General features: G+C 58.2%; 14 protein-coding genes and 2 pseudogenes. 14 read left to right on the forward strand and 2 right to left on the reverse strand.

Annotated elements, in window-relative coordinates:
• The 3 genes and pseudogenes from GBZ48_RS30115 to GBZ48_RS30125 all read left to right on the forward strand — a co-directional run.
• Positions 1–114, forward strand: a pseudogene (locus GBZ48_RS30115) (IS5/IS1182 family transposase); the annotation flags it as partial.
• A 15-nt stretch (positions 115–129) separates the two neighbouring features.
• A complete protein-coding gene (locus tag GBZ48_RS30120; RefSeq protein ID WP_174474382.1) occupies positions 130–810 on the forward strand; it encodes a plasmid partitioning protein RepB C-terminal domain-containing protein in 681 nt (226 codons plus the stop codon).
• Positions 807–1,733, forward strand: a complete 927-nt coding sequence (locus GBZ48_RS30125; RefSeq protein ID WP_174474383.1) for a plasmid partitioning protein RepB C-terminal domain-containing protein — start codon at positions 807–809, stop codon at positions 1,731–1,733. Before GBZ48_RS30120 ends, GBZ48_RS30125 begins: the two co-directional genes overlap by 4 nt.
• Positions 1,734–2,101: 368 nt before the next feature.
• Here the strand turns inward: GBZ48_RS30125 and GBZ48_RS30130 are convergent, their stop codons facing one another.
• Complete coding sequence (locus GBZ48_RS30130) at positions 2,102–2,923, reverse strand: IS5 family transposase (RefSeq protein WP_174474384.1); 822 nt, start codon at positions 2,921–2,923, stop codon at positions 2,102–2,104.
• A 729-nt stretch (positions 2,924–3,652) separates the two neighbouring features.
• Here GBZ48_RS30130 and GBZ48_RS30135 point away from each other — a divergent pair.
• From GBZ48_RS30135 to GBZ48_RS30185, 11 genes and pseudogenes are all read left to right on the forward strand, one after another.
• The gene (locus tag GBZ48_RS30135; protein ID WP_174474385.1) at positions 3,653–5,107 is read left to right on the forward strand and encodes an alpha/beta hydrolase; all 1,455 of its coding nucleotides are present in this window, start codon (positions 3,653–3,655) and stop codon (positions 5,105–5,107) included.
• A gap of 85 nt (positions 5,108–5,192) precedes the next feature.
• Positions 5,193–6,374, forward strand: coding sequence for a S1 family peptidase (locus tag GBZ48_RS30140; protein WP_174474386.1), 1,182 nt, complete (start codon positions 5,193–5,195; stop codon positions 6,372–6,374).
• A 1,392-nt stretch (positions 6,375–7,766) separates the two neighbouring features.
• Positions 7,767–8,566 (forward strand): annotated as a pseudogene (gene tnpC, locus GBZ48_RS30145) (IS66 family transposase); the annotation flags it as partial.
• Positions 8,567–8,840: 274 nt separating this feature from the next.
• On the forward strand, positions 8,841–9,800 hold the full coding sequence (locus GBZ48_RS30150; RefSeq protein WP_174474387.1) for a site-specific integrase: 960 nt from the start codon (positions 8,841–8,843) through the stop codon (positions 9,798–9,800).
• A 1,400-nt stretch (positions 9,801–11,200) separates the two neighbouring features.
• Positions 11,201–12,343, forward strand: coding sequence for a DGQHR domain-containing protein DpdB (gene dbpB, locus GBZ48_RS30155; protein ID WP_174474388.1), 1,143 nt, complete (start codon positions 11,201–11,203; stop codon positions 12,341–12,343).
• On the forward strand, positions 12,343–13,632 hold the full coding sequence (dpdA, locus tag GBZ48_RS30160; protein WP_174474389.1) for a tRNA-guanine transglycosylase DpdA: 1,290 nt from the start codon (positions 12,343–12,345) through the stop codon (positions 13,630–13,632). The genes dbpB (GBZ48_RS30155) and dpdA overlap by 1 nt, the downstream gene beginning before the upstream one ends.
• Complete coding sequence (dbpB, locus tag GBZ48_RS30165) at positions 13,629–14,729, forward strand: DGQHR domain-containing protein DpdB (RefSeq protein ID WP_174474390.1); 1,101 nt, start codon at positions 13,629–13,631, stop codon at positions 14,727–14,729. Before dpdA ends, dbpB (GBZ48_RS30165) begins: the two co-directional genes overlap by 4 nt.
• Before the next feature lie 4 nt (positions 14,730–14,733).
• Entirely contained in the window at positions 14,734–15,369 is a 636-nt protein-coding gene (gene queE / locus GBZ48_RS30170) for a 7-carboxy-7-deazaguanine synthase (RefSeq protein WP_174474391.1), read from the forward strand.
• Positions 15,366–15,719, forward strand: a complete 354-nt coding sequence (gene queD, locus GBZ48_RS30175; protein ID WP_174474392.1) for a 6-carboxytetrahydropterin synthase QueD — start codon at positions 15,366–15,368, stop codon at positions 15,717–15,719. The genes queE and queD overlap by 4 nt, the downstream gene beginning before the upstream one ends.
• Positions 15,720–15,725: 6 nt before the next feature.
• The gene (queC, locus tag GBZ48_RS30180; protein WP_209798226.1) at positions 15,726–16,457 is read left to right on the forward strand and encodes a 7-cyano-7-deazaguanine synthase QueC; all 732 of its coding nucleotides are present in this window, start codon (positions 15,726–15,728) and stop codon (positions 16,455–16,457) included.
• On the forward strand, positions 16,450–17,016 hold the full coding sequence (locus GBZ48_RS30185; protein WP_174474394.1) for a VUT family protein: 567 nt from the start codon (positions 16,450–16,452) through the stop codon (positions 17,014–17,016). Before queC ends, GBZ48_RS30185 begins: the two co-directional genes overlap by 8 nt.
• Before the next feature lie 20 nt (positions 17,017–17,036).
• On the opposite strand, the gene GBZ48_RS30190 is transcribed toward GBZ48_RS30185, so the two are convergent.
• The gene (locus GBZ48_RS30190; protein WP_174474395.1) at positions 17,037–17,756 is read right to left on the reverse strand and encodes a hypothetical protein; all 720 of its coding nucleotides are present in this window, start codon (positions 17,754–17,756) and stop codon (positions 17,037–17,039) included.
• Positions 17,757–17,802: the final 46 nt, after the last annotated feature.

The following is a 17,802-nucleotide window of genomic DNA, read 5'->3' on the forward strand; positions in this document are numbered from 1 at the left end:
CGTATGTTTGGACGCCTCAAGGACTTCCGGCGCATTGCCACCCGCTATGACCGCTCCGCCACCAACTTCATGGCCGCCGTCCACATCGCCGCAACCGTCGCCTACTGGTTATGAGTCCGGACCCTACGCATGCTGGGCGAAACCATGATCCCTGCCATCGTTATAGAGGCGGCGGAGACAGAATGCTTGGTGATGAGCCTTGTCGAGAACATCGCACGCCGTCAGCATCGGCCGATCGACTTGATGGAAGAGATCAGAAGCCTCCATAAGCGGGGCTATTCCGATGCAGAAATCGGCAAGAAGATCGGTGTGACGGCAAGCTGGGCCAATATGGTGGTGAAGCTGTTTGAGCGTGGTGAAGAGCGGCTCATCGCTGCAGTGGAAAGTGGACTGATCCCCATCGCTTTTGCCATCGATATCGCCCGAGCAGATTCCAGCGAGGTCCAGAATGTCCTGATGGATGCTTACGCAGCCGGAAAGATCAAGGGTAAGAAAATTGCCGCAATCCGGCGCATGCTCGATCAGCGGATGAGGCGAAGCAAAGAGATGCCCGACAGCGGCTTTGGTCGAAAAAATGGCCCCCGCAAGTTAACGTCCGCAGATCTGATGCGGGTGTATCAGAGAGAAGCTGAGAAGCAGCGGATATTGGTCAAAAAATCTGATTATACACAAGCAAAGCTACTTTTTATCGTGGAAGCGCTGAAGGATTTGCGGGGTGATGAGGCTTTCACGACCCTGCTGCGGGACGAGGGACTATCTACAATGCCCCGCGCACTTGCGGCACGGATTTCAGGTGAGGCACCACGATGAGCCGGCCGGATCACAAGGCAAGTGGCGTAAAACTGTCCTTCGAACGGGAGGGGATTGTTGTTTCCCTCGCGCAGATCATCCCGTTGAAGATATTACGGGAAGGCATAAAGGAGAGCCGGAAATACGCCCAGATCCTTGGATCAATACGGGCAATCGGCTTGGTAGAAGCACCGATCATAACACCAGACCCCAAACATCCCGAAACATACTTCCTCCTCGACGGACATTTGCGTATCGAAGCGCTGAAAGACCTTGGGATTACCGAAGTCGAGTGTCTGATCTCCACGGATGACGAGGCCTATACCTATAACAAGCGCATCAATAGATTGGCGGCGGTGCAGGAGCACAGGATGATCACGCACGCTGTGGAAAAAGGGGTTCCGGAGAATCTAATTGCGGAAGCCCTGGGAGTTGATGTTGCGACAATCCGCCGTCGGTTCCGGTTGCTCGATGGCATCTGCCCTGATGTTATCAATCTGTTGAAGGATACGACCTGCCCCCAAGCTGTTTTCGATATTTTGAGACGGATGGCGCCTATTCGGCAGGTGGAGGCGGCTGAGCTAATGATTGGGCAGAACAATTTTTCCCTGATGTTCGCACGGGCGCTTCTGGTCGCAACGCCAGAGAAACAGATCATTGATCCCAGAATGAGGAAGAGGCCGGAAGGTTCTGGCGTTACGGCCGAACAGATTGCACGGATGGAGCGGGAACTGGCCAGTCTGCAGGCCCAAGTGAGGTCGGTGGAAGAAAGCTATGGGATAGACAATCTCCACCTAACGGTCGCCAAGGGGTATATTACCAAGCTTCTGGGCAATGCCCGCGTTGTTCGCTGGCTGGCGCAGAACAGACAAGAATATTTATCTGAATTTCAGACTGTTGCTGAAATCGAAACTATAGGCAGCATGGATGTCATAGCTGAATGAAAGGGAAGTGTCCGGAATTTCGTGCTCGGCAGGGCAGGTTGTTCATCGACGCGCATCGCACCCTCCACTGAGACGAGCCGATCTGCAAAGTGAGTTAATTTGCTAAACGGCCCTTCCACCTTCCTGAAACATTGGCAAGCTGATGTGGTCCGGCTCCGGCAGAACATGCTCGACGCAAAGACCATTGGGGATCATGGGGAGAAGGCGCTTGGTTACGGTAAACTGAATCTAGTTCGATGTTCACTTCATGTGCTCATCCCTGGCGTCGGGTACCACCAGTATCACGCAAAGTGCGGGAGAACCACTTCCGGCCTTTACACGAGGCGCAGTTCTATATGCTACGCCTCAGAGCCAGTTTGACAACCGCTTCAGTGGCAGACTCGTCGAAGTAGCAGGCTCGCCATGGCGAGCTGTATCATGCCGCCGGAGACGTCGATCCGGGCTTCATAGTCTCGAACCAGACGTCTCCAGCGGGTCATCCATCCGAAGGTCCGCTCGACCACCCAGCGCCGCGGCACGACCTTGAACCCCGGCTCTGTGTCGGTTCGCCGAACCACCTGGACGGTGAAGTCGAGGAAGCCAGCCTTGACCATCAGCTTCTTGCGATCATAGGCACTGTCGGCGAAGAGGTGCTTCATCCACGGCCAACGCTTGCGCGTCGCCTCAAGGATCTTCTGGGCTCCGGCGGAGTCGGAAATGTCGGCGGTGGTCAGGTTCACCATCAGCAGGCGGCCATCGGTGTCGACCGCGATGTGCCGTTTGCGCCCGTTGATCCTCTTACCCGCATCGTAGCCGCGCTGCGTGGCGGCGGGAGCCTTCACCGATTGGCTGTCGACAACCCCGGCGCTCGGACGGGCTTCGCGGCCAGCCCGTTCACGATCGATCATCAACGCCACGTCGTGGATCGTCTGAAACAGCAAGCGCCGCGGGAGATACCGGAACCACCAATACACCGTCTGCCACGGCGGGAAGTCCTTTAGTAAAAGCCGCCAGCCGCAGCCCGTCCGGGCCAAGTAGCGCAAGGCGTTCAAGACTTCCCGAAGTTCCACACACCTCGGACGGCCGGTGGGGGCCTTCTGTGGCATCAGCGGTTCTATCAGAGACCATTCCTCATCGGTCAGGTCCGTCGAATACCGCTTCGTCTGCTTCTCGATCCTGGCCATCCGGCTGCGCGTCGCTTCGGTCCACATCCGAAGCTTGAATCACATCACGCTTTCAGCGCCAACACTTTTCAAACGGTCTCTCAGCCTGATCAAGGTGGTGGCGCGAGTCACCGAGATAAAAACCCACACCAAGCTGTCTCTGCCGACCAGCTTCCCCTACCAGGAAGGCCTCGCGATACTGACTGCCCGCACCGTCAAGCTACCGCCGTGACCGCAGGAGTGACGTGCCCTCGAACGAACCTGTCGTCGTAACCATCCACCCCCTTCATGCCGCGCCGTTGGCGTCATCCATCAACGCACCTTCGGGCAACCCTCAAAAACACTCATTAAAAGCTCCCATCAAAACTCCAGAGGAATGGCCTGAAGCCGTTGATTTGCCTCAGCCCTACTCGGTTTTGATCCACACTCTTAGCCCAACAGCTCACGTCCCAACAACGCTCCGCAAGCAAACAACTAGGTGGACACCCCAGGGCCGCCGTCTGTTTGGCGCTTATGGCGCTGGCGAAGCCCTGAGTGAGGGCCAGTGGTAACATTTAGGGGCGTATTGGAAAAAGCGTATTAGTCGAGACTGCCTTATTGTGTGACACAACGTCTTTCCTGTCGGATTGCACACTTATGCCGCGAAATCGTATTCTGGTACGGTGAAAAGGTATTCGCGGGAGGAATGCCGTGGGGTCCATCTCAATAAGATCTGGCGCATTGGTCTGGTCTCATCTGACCGCGGCAGCCCGTGCGGCTTTGATAACGATAACCTTGATGACGGTTCTCGCTGACTCTTCTGCCTCCGCACAGGAGCGTCCGCTCGTTTTCATCCCAGGGATACTCGGATCGGTCTTGGAGACCAAAAGCGGAAACGTGGTGTGGGGGGACGTTCGGTCGCTGAGCCGGCTTGGGCAACTGACCATCCCTGATGGTCCGAGCGACCCCAGTGATGGGCTGGTCGCCACGACCACCATCCAGCAGGTGGCCATCCTGGGGCCGTTCAAGATCAAGCAGTACAGCACGCTTCGACAAACACTAGCCAACCTCGGTTATCAGCTCGGGATTAACTACGTTGAGTTTCCCTATGACTGGCGCCAGAGCAACTATACCACGGCAAAGCAGTTTGCTGAGTTCGTCAGGACCAATGATACCCTCAAGGGGCGCGAGTTCGACATTCTCGCCCACAGCATGGGCGGCCTCGTCGCAGAGATTTATGTAAAGGAGCATGATCGGAACGAGCGACGAGTGCGACGCGTGATCAACATGGCCGTACCGTTTAACGGATCCGTGAATACGTTTGCGACGCTCACCGAAGGATGGGGTGAGCCCGCCAACTGGATTACGGGAGGACTCCCGACCATCCGGAAGTTCGCCCTGTCGATCCCATCCTTCTATGAACTCCTCCCGCGTTACAGTAACTGCTGCATCCTGGGGCGTCCGGATGATCCGCAACGGACACCATATAATCCAATTATCCCCCAGGCTTGGAAGTACATTGACTGGATTCCTGGCGATGCGCCCACCGCCGAAGGAACCCAGCGGCTGGCCAATGTCCTAAAAGCCACGGCGCGCCTTCGCGATCTCGCATCCGAGCCCTACCCGGTCCATGTGAAGGTCTCCTACCTCGTCGGGAGCAGCGTCGATACCCGCTGGCAGTTCTACGCCGACCGGTCCACGAGCAGTATTGCTCTCTATAGCAATGGTAGAGGCGACGGCACCGTCCCTGAGGCGAGCGCTGCGGCCGGTGACCTATCCAGGGCGTTCGTCTCGATGGGACAGCACGGAACCATCTACGACGATACTGCGGCAGCCGAATTTCTGAGACGCGTCCTCTTCCCTACGGCTGAGGGACCGGAACGATACAACGCGCGAACCTACAGCGCCTCCACCGTCTCCGGCGATGTCGTTGGCGTGACGTCAATCGGGCTGGCTGTCACACCCTCCGTTGCCGTGCCTGGCGACACTGTGGCCATTGAGCTTCGAGTTACCGCTGACGCCGGAGCGCCGGCCGATCAGCTTGCCGTGGTGGCAAGTGTCCGGGATCCGAATGGCGTTCAGATTCCGCTCACGTTGGAGCGCCAGCTGGACTCCTCGTCCCCACTAGTTTCTCAGGGCATCTACCGCACGACCGTTTCCGCTGGTTCTCAACCAGGTCCGATGACAGTGACGGTCACAACGGCGGGGTTGCCGGTTCTCCAAGACTTCTTCGCCATCGTTGAGAGACAATAAGCCCTATATCCACGGGCGGCAGTGGGAGACGTCGCGAATGACGGGACGGAATCGGCATACTAGGAACCTCGGAGTGCCCGGCTCAATGCGCGCGGCAATTACGAGGGTCGGCCTCCTTGGAGTGTTTTTTGTCCTGTCCACAACGGTAGTTCCCCCTTCCGTCGTCGCGCAGTCCCCTGATGCGGAGGTTCGGAAGTCGGCTGTCCGCATCAGGGTGGTCGGACAATCGGAGAATGGTCCGATCGATCAACAGGGGACCGGCTTCTTCGTCGGGCGCGAAGGCCGCATTCTCACCGCATACCATGTTGTCGGATTGGACGAGGTGGGCAACCCGATCCGGTGGTCAACCATGCCCGACGGGCGGCCAAACCCGAACATCTTGATCGAGAGGTTGAACCCGGGGATCGACATCTTGGAGCCGTTGCCGGTAACGGCGTTCCCGATGTTGATAGATCAGAATCTCGACGTCGCCATTCTCGAAATTCCAGGGACCAATTATCCAGGCGTGAAATGCGCCGGAGCAAAACTTAGTGAGGGGGGCCGGCTGCGCGGCCAAGGCTGGCGGAAGGGGCAGTCCACCTACGATCCTCTGGGAGAGGGACAGATCGCTCCGCGCGATCCCGCCCATGGCCTCCGTTGGCGCCTCGTTGGGCTAACGGCCTTTAAGGGCAACAGCGGAGGACCCCTTTACACCGAGGACGGAACCGTCGTGGGCATAATAACGTCCGGTCGCGACCGCCGTTTGCTTGAGGGAGCGCCTGAATCCTATGGCACTCCGCTCCAGGAAGTGAAAAGGCTATGGCCGGACATGCCCTGCGACACGACCCTCCACTCCGCTTCGCCCCCAGTGGAACAGCTACGTAACCAGTGCGTGCGCCTAAAACTCAAGGAGCTTGCGGAACAAATCAGGCCGATTGATGCGCAGGGCTCCGTGCGTTGTGAGGGGGGAGGTCCACTTGGCCGTGGCGACCGGAAAAATTCGACGGTTTCCATTGATGCTCCTCCTGGATACTTCATTGATGGGCCCGCGAGAGTAACGATCCAATCCGACAATCGCGGCAGCCACACCGGTCCCTTTTATGGAATGTCGTCCACGACACAACTGCAAACCCGAGCATGGATCGAGATTAGCTGCCAAAGTCCAAATCAGGTGTTTGGACCAGGCGCATGGTACGATACTCTTCTCACCGCCAACCTAAAGCAGATCATTGATCAACCCATTACGGATCGCATCGTGGCGCAGTGCGAACAGCAGTATCCGAACTGACCAATCGTGCAGGTCATCTACAGGTACCCGATCAGCATGTAACCTGCTCAGCATTGCAGAACTCCAACCCCTTTCACTTCACCCTGGGGCTACAGGTTTTGCAACCATGATTTCTTGATCCACGGCCCGGATGGCGCCAACCTGACGCTGAACATCTCCGCTCGGAGGCTCGGCCGCGCCTCACTCCGGTGAATAAAGGCGTCTAGTTTATTGATTTTCGATAAATCAATTTGATTGCTATCGGACTACCTCTTTCAGCCATAGCCATGGCTGCTGGAGCTAGGCCATCGCAGGTTCCTTGCAATATATAAAAAGTTGTGGATAAATTGCATCTTATCATAATCGATGTATGGAGAGCGAATTGAAAGGCATTAAAAACTCGACTGCTCGGTTTGCTCCCTTCTTAGCTGCGTTCACACTGGGCGCATGCTCACAACTTTCAGGCAGCATGCCGCCGAGCGATACAGTCCGCCCCGCTCCGCAGCCTGTCGAGCAGCCAAATTATCCGACAAGCAATTCTGAGAACAATCATAGAGAAAGAAAGGAAATCACAGGAAGACCGAGGATAATAGTAAAATCGTTTAAGACTGATCAGGTTATGGCGGATATGCCAGAGAGTCTCGCTCGAAGAATAGACGAGCAAGGAAGAACGATTGGTCTAACAGTTGAAAAATGTTTCAAAACTACCGATCTAACGAAGGGAAGGGAAGCTCGCTTTAAATGGACTTTCACAGAAAAACCTCCGGAGTTCGTAACCACTCAGCACACATGCAGTGGCGGATATGGAAACATCGGGCCAGTGTATTCTGGGTTTAATAAAAAAGGCGAAGTATGTGTAGCTGTCACGGCGAAACCTAATCAACAAAATATAACACACTGTGTTACCAGTGGGCATGCTAACGTCGAAATGAAGCGAACATCTAATCAATAACTTTTCCGTTAATTACAAGAAGGTAATCGTGCAAAGACATTCAGGTGGAGGTCTAATAGCGCGTTTCGAAATTTGTCGCAGGCGAGGTGAAGGTCTGATGTAACGGCTGTTGGGAGGGAACACACCCTGCTGGAGATCGCTGAGGTGGACGCCCGAGGACCGCCGGCTTGTTGGCGAATATGGCGCCAGCCAAACCCAGAGCGATGCCCAGTACCGCTTGATCATGTCCGCAAGCTGGCCGACCTGAAGGAAACCCCTACGGCCGGATGGCTCCGGCGGCACGACTGCGCAAGCGGATCGTGCTGTGTCGGTCATGCCACCATGCGCTGCATGCGGGGCGGTTGCCGGATTGGAGAGCGCGACAGCAGTTGGAGATGGAGAGCCGTGTGCACTGGTAAGGTGCAAGCACGGTTCGGAGGGAGGGAGACGGGTGTCCTCTCGCAGGCGCCACCCTCCCCACCTTACCCGTGCTTGATCCCGGGCGTGGCAAGACCAAAACAGGGCGGCTGTGGATCTACCTGCGCGACGAGCGCCCCCAGGCCGGACAGGACCCACCGGCGGTGCTGTACCGCTACCCCCCCGACCGCAAAGGCGAACATCCGCAACGGGAACTGGCCGGGTTTCCGCGGGTTTCCGCGGGCACCTGCATGCCGACCGCTATGCCGGGTTCGACGCCCTGTACGAGGCCGCTGTCGCCGAAGTGGCCTGTATGGCTCACGTGCGTCAAAAGTTCTTCGACGAGCATGCCGAAACCGGCTCGCCCCTGGCCGCCGACACACTGAAGCAGATCGGGAGGCTGTTCGACATCGGAACTCCCCTGACCGGCAGGCCCGCCGAAGACCGCCGCCGCGTTCGCCAAGCGGAAGCCCGGCCCGTTCTGGATGAACTGGCCGCCTTCCTCGATACCACCTTGGCAGGCATCCCCGGAAAGGGCGACTTGGCCAAGGCGATCCGCTACGCCCGCTCACGCTGGACGGCGTTGACGCGCTATGTGGACGACGGCCGGCTGGAGATTTCCAACAATGCGGCCGAGCGGACGATCAGTCCACTGGCCATCGGAAGACGCAATTGGATGTTCGCCGGTTCCGATACCGGCGGGGAACGTGCCGCGGCGATCTACACCATCGTGGAATCCGCCAAGCTCAGCGGCCTCGATCCCCAGGCCTACCTACGCCATGTGCTCGGCTGCATCGCCGGTCATCCGATCAATCGCATCGCCAATCTCCTGCCCTGGAACATCACGCTCCGCGAACAGGGGTGAACGCCACCGGCAACCCATTCACGCCGCAGTCGCCAGACGACGCTTACGGGGCAGTGGGCGAACCGGTCGACATCACCTACCACATCGAAGCACCCGCGAACCGTCGCTCTGGCTTCCTTGTAACACTGGGCACCGAGTGACCCCCGTATCATCGCATGACCACTGCAGATTACATCACGAATAAGGATTAATAATGGGTGATAGATTTTCATTCGACCTGGAATTAACGTAAAATACTAGCGATAATCTCCACTTATCGTTAGTAAGAATTGCCATGCCGCTTCCCGTTTATCCGCTCTTCATGCCCCCCGACTCGACGGCCGACATGGAGCGCGCGCACGACTATGCCGCGATGGCACGGAGCCCCAGCACGCTTCGTGCCTATGCTGCTGACCTGCGCGACTTCGAGCGTTATTGCCGGCGGCAAGGCGAAGCGGTCCTTCCCGCCACCAGCCCCACCGTCGCCGCCTATCTTGCCTTCCTCGCCGACCAGGGGCGGCGAGTCGCGACACTGGAGCGTCGACTCGCCGCGATCAGCCAAGCCCACCAGCTTGCCGGCTTTCCCTCACCGACGGCAGACGCGCACGTCCGTTCCGTCTTCAAGGGCATCCGCCGCCATCATGGAAGCGCGCCGCGTCCCAAGGCACCAATTATGATTGAAGACCTGCGGGCGATGGTCGCGGCGCTGCCGGATCGCCCACGCGGGATACGGGACCGGGCATTGCTCTTGCTCGGCTTCGCTGGCGGCTTCCGGCGTTCGGAGTTGACCGGCCTTACACGGGCGGATGTTGAGTTCTGCCGTGATGGGCTGATCGTCACGTTGCGTCGGTCCAAGACGGACCAAGAGGGTGAAGGGCGCCGGGTTGCCATCCCATACGGTTCATGGCCCCAGACCTGCCCGGTACGAGCAATTCAGGATTGGCTGTCAGCAGCGGGGATCAAAGAAGGCGCAATCTTCCGCTCGGTTTCCCGGAAGGGCTTTATTCGTCAGTCGATGACGCCACAGTCTGTCTCCCTCATCGTCAAACAGGCGGCCAAGGAAGCGGGGCTCGATTCCCTCTCCTTCGCTGGACACAGCCTGCGCGCGGGTCTGTGCACCTCCGCTGCGCAGGCCGGTGTCTCCGAACGAGCGATCATGAACCAGACCGGCCACCGCAGCACCGCCACCCTGCGCCGGTACATCCGTGACGGCAACCTGTTCACCGACAACGCCGCTACCCGCCTTGGGCTTTGACGAGCCAAAACATCAAGGGTGTCAACCATGTCTGCACTAACCAGACCTTCTCATCCGCGTTCCGCCGCTCACCGCGGTTGGTGATGATCTCAATCCTCGACATAAAGCGTGCCTCCCGTAGCACTTCATTGGAGCCCTTGCCCCCGCTCTTCGCTCTACCTCGGCACCCACAAAGCGGCGGTTCGCCGACGCTTGCCTTTTTCCTTGCCACAAACTGCCGTGTTTTTGTCCCGCTATGGTGGGGCTTGTTGCCGAAAACTGCACCCCAGGTATTCAGTCGTCACATCACGGAGTGATCCGTAGCAGGCAATTCGGTCGACGCGGCCGATTGCCGTAGCTGCGGGCGCGTATGCCATGTTAGTCTGCGAAATGCGGCGGCAGCGCCGCTCCATCGCAGATCGGGCCACTTCCTTCCGCCGGGAGTAAGGCGCAGTTTTGGGACGAAAGAAGATGAATAATGCGACTGGGGGAGAAGCGGGTGGCGGGCTTGCTAAGGCATTGCTGGTCCCGTGCGCGAGTCGTAAATCGGTGCGGCCTGCGACCAGCGCCTGTGCAGTTTCATTGACAAAGGCACAGCAACCCGACATCGAAACTGCGTGGTTAGACCGCCTTCATAAGTTGCCAGTCCAACGACCTGCTGGAGCGCTCTACTCAGGCCGTGGTTTTCATCTAGCGCGGCAAGCTGCCGCTGCATCCGGCGGAACTCTCTACGCGATCTCCGCAGGGTTGGGGTTGGTTGCGGCTGAGCAGGTTGTGCCTGCTTATGGCCTTACCATTGTTGGACGAGGACCCGAGAGCGTGAGTGCGCGGGTTGTGGGGCGCTTCGATCCAACGGCCTGGTGGTGCGCGATCAGTTCGGGTCCATTTGCGACGTCACTGTTGAGCTTGTTCAAGCCCGAAGATGACCGGCCGGTACTCGTTGCGCTGACGCAACCCTACGCTCGGATGTTTGCGACAGCGCTTGATTCTCTACCCGATATCGCCATAGCCCGTCTTAGAATTGTTGGTGTCAACCTCACGTCGCTTCTGCCGGGACGACTGGCTTCGCAAACACTGCCTTATGACGAGCGACTCCAGGCCGTTCTGCCGGGGACACGTGCCGATTTCCCCCATCGAGCGATCGCTCACTTCGCAACTAACGGGCTTGGGGCGCAACCGGGTGCGGACGTGGCCGAGCATCGCCGTTGGGTTGAGGCAGCACTTGCCGGCCGAATCGCCCCTGTGCTCCCGCAGCGTCCGCGGTTGTCCGATGAGGACATCATGCTACTCATCGAGCGGCACCTTCCTGAGACCAAAGCCATCGGCCGCCTCTTGCGTCTCATTAGAGATCGAGAACACGTTGCCTGCGAGCAGGCGCGCTTCACGCGTCTATACCGAGCCACCATTGAGCGGAGGGCCGCATGACACGCCGGAAGTCAGGCGATGATCCAACTCTCGCGGTTCGCGCACTGCGGACACGCCAAGCTGATGATGTGGACGTATACGCATTCTTCGTTCCTGGCGCCGATCTCCTGCGCATTGCCGAAATCAGCCGCGTCCATCGCGATACGGAAGGCGCACTACATGGTTTTCAACGCAAGGAGATTCGTAACCATGTGCAGGCCATTGTTGAGTTCCTTGACCAAGGTCCGGTCCTGTTTCCCAACGCAATCATTTTAGCAATTTCGCCTCGAGCACTCTTCACGCGCAGTCGTGGTGGCAAGCCTGAGGGCGACGTCAAGGCGTCGGAGTCCGGAACCTTACGTATTCCCATCCCAAGGGATGGCTCCAAAACTGCCTGGATTGTCGACGGTCAGCAGCGTTCAATTGCTCTGGCGCAGGCGCAAAACAAGAGCTTCCCGGTCCCCGTCGTTGCGTTCGTATCCGAGGATCTTTCGGTCCACCGCGAGCAGTTCATTCTCGTAAACAAAGCGCGCCCTTTGCCACCTCGCCTCATCAATGAACTGCTCCCGGAGGTTGAGGCAGAGTTACCACGCGATCTGGCGCCGAGGCGGATTCCAAGTGAACTCGTAAACCGGCTCAACACGGCACCCGACTCACCATTTCGGGGGCTCATTCGACGCCCGTCCGAAGACAACCCAAACGCGGTTGTTATCGACACAGCGCTGATCAAGGTCGTTCGCAATAGCATGAATAGCCCGCTGGGAGCGCTCGCGCCCTATAAAGCATCACCATCGCGTCCCGCTGACTGCGGGGCCATGTATCGCGTGCTCGTCGCGTTCTGGGGCGCAGTACGCGAGGTCTTTTCCGACGCTTGGGGGCGTTCACCAACTGAGAGCCGGTTGATGCACTCGGCTGGCATTGAAGCGATGGGATTCCTCATGGACCGCGTAATGTCGCGCGCCATTGCCACCGGCGATTTGCGACGGCACGCCTTCGAAACGCTTGCGCGGATCGCTCCACACTGCCATTGGACCAGCGGCCGTTGGCCCGATCTTGAGCGGAACTGGAATGACATCCAAAACCTCAACCGGGACATTCGGTTGCTCTCTGATCAGCTCGCGCGCCTCGATCACGCGCATGCTTTCGCGAAGGTAGCGTAATGAAGTTTGTGTTCGCCGACAGCCTCGACTTCGTGGACCCAGCCTACGACTTCGTGGCTGATCGCAACGGCGCGCGCCGAGCGGTTCACCGTGACGACCAATTTCCGCACGAGTTCCTGGACGAAGCTCCCTACGACGGGATTTTGGTTTCGCGTGGGATCGTCGGTGATGCGCATATCCCAGGGAAGTATACGGAAGCGCAACTCATGCGCTTTCGACGTGAGGGCGCTCGCCGCTTCCTACGCTATCCCGAAGAACGCTTTCCAGGCAGCATGATGATAGGTGATTGTGGAGCCTTCACCTATCGTAACATGCCAGAGCCTCCATACCGAGCGGAGGACACCGTCGAGTTCTACGCTGACGGCGGCTTCAACCATGGATGTTCACCAGACCATCTCATTTTTGACTTCGATGACGCAGATCGAGAACGGGGCGTGAACGAGGTGCCCGAAGAGACACGGCAGCGCTTTGACATCACGCTCCAGTATGCGTCTGAATTTCTGCGGGCTGCTAAGCGACTTGGGCCGCAGTTCACTCCCATGGGAGTCATTCAGGGGTGGTCAGCGCCGAGCATGGCTGCGGCGGCCTCAGACCTTGCTCGCATGGGCTACGACTATCTGGCTGTGGGTGGCACGGTCCCGCTCAAGATAGAGCAACTACGTCGGGCGTTAGCCGCCATTCGTGGTGCGTTGTCGCCGAGGATACGCTTGCACGTATTGGGATTCGGTAAGATCGAAAACCTCGCCGATCTTGAGCAATATAATGTCGCAAGTTTCGATACAACGTCGCCACTGGTGCGTGCTTTCAAAGATGCGCGCAAGAATTACTGGGTGCGGAGTCCAGCTGGTGATCTCTCCTATTATACTGCTATTCGCATCCCGCAAGCGATCGAGAATAATCGCCTGAAGCAGAAAGCCCTTGAAGGGCGGCTCAACCAGGAAGAAGTGAAGCGGCTTGAGGAGGCGGCGCTTGACGGCGTACGGCGCATGGCGCGCGGTGCAGCCGGGCTTGACGAAGCACTCGACGCCGTCATGGCTTATTGGGCACAGCTCAATTGGGATGAAGAGGCGTCGCCGGCACGTCGGGCCGAAGTGCTTGAGCGTCAGCGGCGCTTATACGCCCGTACCCTTGCCGACCGACCTTGGGAGACATGCGACTGCCGTGTCTGCCGGGAAGGCGGTGTCGAAGCACTGATTTTCCGAAGCTCAAACCGAAACAAGCGACGCGGTATGCACAATCTCCATGTCTTTCACCGTCACCTGAGAGATTTCCGGGCGGAGGCCGCATGAGCAAGGTCCGCTTCCTGCATTATGATGTCATCGCGCCCCGCCAGAGTGCGGGCCTGCCGGTGTTCACCTTTGCGGCACGAGCTGCCGATATTGCGCGCTTCGCGCGAATCGATCGCGCCGGACGCAATGATGATGGGGTGCTGCAAGGCTTCCAGCGGCCGCAGATTGCCGGGCATATTCGTGAAATCCGCGACTATCTTGAGAAGCCAACCGCCATCTTGCCGAACCCGATCGTCGTTGCTTTCACTGGTGCCGCCACGCTTGAGCCGCTGCTGCCATTCGAAGGTAGTGGCACCGGCCAATTCAACCGACTCACCATTGATGTCGCAGGCGGTCCGCCAGGCTGGATTGTGGACGGGCAGCAGCGCTTCACGGCGCTGAGCGAGTTGCGAGATCGTGACTTCGAAGTGCTTGTCTCCGGTTTCATCTGCGACAGCTTGGAAGAGCTCCAGAAGCAATTCATTCTAATCAACAATACCCGCCCCCTACCCAAGGCACTTGTCTACGAGCTCTTGCCACAGGTCACCGATTTGCCGCAACGGATGTCGAACCGCAGCCAAGCTGCACTGATGACCGAGGCACTAAACTATCGCCCCAACTCCTCTCTGCGCGGCCTCATCCGCCAGCAAACAAATCCCAAAGGTATCATTCGGGATACGGTTCTTCAGCGCGTGATCATGAACTCTCTGAGTGACGGGGCGCTCCGCCTTTATGCCGACGATAATCGGTTGCTGCTCGAGCGCGGCGTTAATCTCGTCAGTGAGTTTTTCCACGCTGTGAAACACGTCTTCGAGGAAGATTGGGTGGGAAAGACGCCGAAGACATCACGACTGGTGCATGGCGCTGGCATCATCGCGATGGGCTATGTGATGGAAGCGCTGCACGTTATGACCGGCGCTGAAGAGCGGGATGCGTTTGCCCGTGGTCTCCGCCTCCTGAAGGGGCAAACCGCTTGGAGTTCGGGTGAGTGGTCATTCGGTGAGGAGCGCCGACGGTGGAACGGCCTGCAGAACGTTCCGTCCGACGTTCGACAGCTCTCGCTGTATCTCGTTGGAGAACTTAAGCGATTGCTGCCGCGGGCAGTCGAGGCAGCGTGACGGCATGGCATACTTCGTCAAGGAAATCTTTTACACGCTTCAAGGTGAAGGTCGGAACGCCGGCCGTCCGGCCGTTTTCTGTCGTTTCACCGGTTGCAATCTCTGGTCTGGGCGCGAGGCTGATCGGGCCGAAGCAACCTGCACTTTCTGTGACACCGATTTTGTCGGAGTTGACGGTCAGGGTGGAGGGCGCTTTGGCAGCCCAGATGAACTCGCGGCTACCATTGCCGCGCTCTGGCCCGCAGCGGAGCGTGATCGTCGTTTCGTCGTACTAACAGGTGGTGAACCGCTGCTTCAGGCAGATGGTCCACTCATCGTGGCACTGCATGCCGAAGCTTTCGAAGTTGCGGTCGAGACGAACGGCACGCTTGAACTGCCGCCCGGTGTTGATTGGGTCTGCGTCAGCCCTAAGTCATCGACCCCGCTTACCCTGACACATGGCGACGAACTTAAGCTGGTATTTCCGCAGGTCGGAGCCGAACCTGCACGCTTCGAGAGTTTGGCGTTCGATCACTTCTTGCTTCAGCCAATGGACGGACCAATGCGCGAGGCGAATACCGCGGCAGCGGTCGCCTACTGCCTCACCCACCCCCGCTGGCAACTTAGCCTTCAGACCCATAAGCTACTGGGGATACCATGAAGATTACTCAGGCTTTCACGTTCGAGGCAGCGCATCGCCTCCCCGGAGTGCCCAACACCCACCGTTGCCATCGGATGCACGGCCACTCCTACCGGGTAGAACTCCGGCTAGAAGGGCCAGTGCATTCGGACACCGGGTTCGTTGTCGATTTCTTCGATGTCGAGGCTGCCTTTGGCCCTCTTTTGGAGCGCCTTGATCATCACTGCCTTAACGAAGTTGAGGGACTTGAGAATCCGACCGCCGAGAACATCGCGATATGGATCTGGGATCGTGTCAAACCAATCCTGCCGCAAACCGCGGCGATTGTAGTTTATGAAACTCCGGATTGTTGGGCTGAATACGAAGGATGAATGGTGATGGGACACGCTGCGGACGGTGGGAGCGCATTGGTCCTTTTCTCAGGTGGTCAGGATTCGACTACATGCTTGGCATGGGCACTTGACCGCTTTGATCACGTCGAAACCATCGGCTTCGATTACGGGCAACGCCACCGCGTCGAGTTGGAGGTGCGACCAGGTATTCTTGACGCGTTGCGGCACGCATTTCCGGCATGGGCAGGCAAGCTCGGCGACGATCATTTGATCGACATGGCGGTGCTCGGCCAAGTGAGCGAGACTTCGCTCACTCGTGGAGTCGAGATCGCAATGCAGGCAAACGGGTTGCCGAACACCTTCGTGCCCGGCCGCAACCTGTTGTTCCTGACCTTCGCAGCGGCTGTGGCCTACCGGCGTGGAGCCAAACACCTCGTAACCGGCGTCTGTGAAACGGACTACTCGGGCTATCCTGACTGCCGTGATGATACCATGAAGGCGATGCAACTCGCTCTTAACCTTGGCATGGATACGCGGTTCGTTATCCACACGCCGCTCATGTGGATCGACAAGGCCAAGACTTGGCAACTCACATACGAGATCGGCGGGGATACTCTGGTCGAACTCGTCCGCAAGGAGACCCACACCTGCTACAACGGAGATCGCAATCACAGTCATGAATGGGGGTATGGCTGCGGTCAGTGTCCGGCATGCGATCTCCGCGCACAGGGATGGGAGCGTTTTCGGTTCTCCTCTTCGGACAACGGAAATGTTTAGCCAGCGCCATCAGCGTACTATCGAAGGCTTCGCGTTCTTGGTGGCTTTCGCAGCGTGCGTTCCGGCCGCGAATTGGTTGATCGCTAGCGTCGGCACTGTCTGCCTCCCGAATGGGGCTTGCCTCATTCCCGTCGCGCCAGGTCTGTCGGCTCCGAGTGGGGTTCTTGCGGTTGGTATAGCGCTGGTGTTGCGTGACCTCGTCCAGCGTCGCCTCGGACTCACCTGGGCATTCGTCGCAATTGCTCTCGGTGCAGGGCTTTCGGCTCTTTTCGCACCTCCGGCACTTGTACTGGCGTCAACGGCGGCATTTGCGCTCTCAGAAACCGCAGACCTTGCCGTATACACACCATTGCGGCGACGAGGCCTGCTTCTCGCTGCCACCGCCAGTAATGTTGTCGGCTTGGTCATCGACAGCATTGCTTTTGTGAGTTTGGCCTTCGGCAGCCTTGAGTTCGTGGGCGGTCAGATCGTCGGCAAGCTCTGGATGGTGATCCTGGCGATGCCCGTCCTACATTGGCTCCGCGAGCGCGACCGACAGATCGGCCTCGGAACGGTATAGGGCTCCGAGCCAGCCTCGGTCTATTCAAGAACAAGGGAGCCCTGTGCCTCCGTAGGGTGTGCCGCATTCCTCGAAAGAGCGGGCCGGTAGGCGAGCGAGGCATCAAGATCAGCGATAACCGTCACGTTGCAAATCCGACCCCCTCCCCTGTAGGGACTTGCAATAAAGACATTTGCTGCGGCGAAGTCTATCGCTGTAGCTGTCATTCGGAACGCGGCGCCTTTAGCATCGCGAAAAGCGTAGGGTACAGTTCGACAACCACTGGCCAAGACAATACGTGCCAAGTCGTGTTCGAATTGCCGTTGCCGTGCTGATTGCGTTGGGCGAGCGTAAGGGTTCAGGCTAGACGGAAGCGGATAATTGAACAGCTCGTCAGGTGCGAGCGGCATGAATGGCGGGTTGCCACTACCTCTGTAAGGGGTGAGTTCGGTGGGGAGGGTTAGCAAGTCGCTCTGATCTTCGCCTACCCAGCGATATCCGGCCTTGGGTCCGCCGCGCCCCCGCCACGGTCGGTTGCCGCACAATGACTTCAGCTCGAACCGAAGACGGCCATCTGAAGCAGGTTGCAGTTCTCGGATAAACCGGCCTTGAGCAGGAGTGGCACCATGTAGACAAACGATGACACCGGGCTTCAGGTGACGTAGATCGTTGAGCCATCCAGTTGCGACAATTATTTCACCATCCAGATCAATTTGGGTGTGGATGGCATTCTCGATATGCAATTCAACGATCTCAACCATGGCTCCCCTTTTCATCTTTTTGCACTTCACGAGGAAAGCTCATGTG

This window comes from Azospirillum melinis, from assembly GCF_013340935.1.
GTDB lineage: Bacteria > Pseudomonadota > Alphaproteobacteria > Azospirillales > Azospirillaceae > Azospirillum > Azospirillum melinis.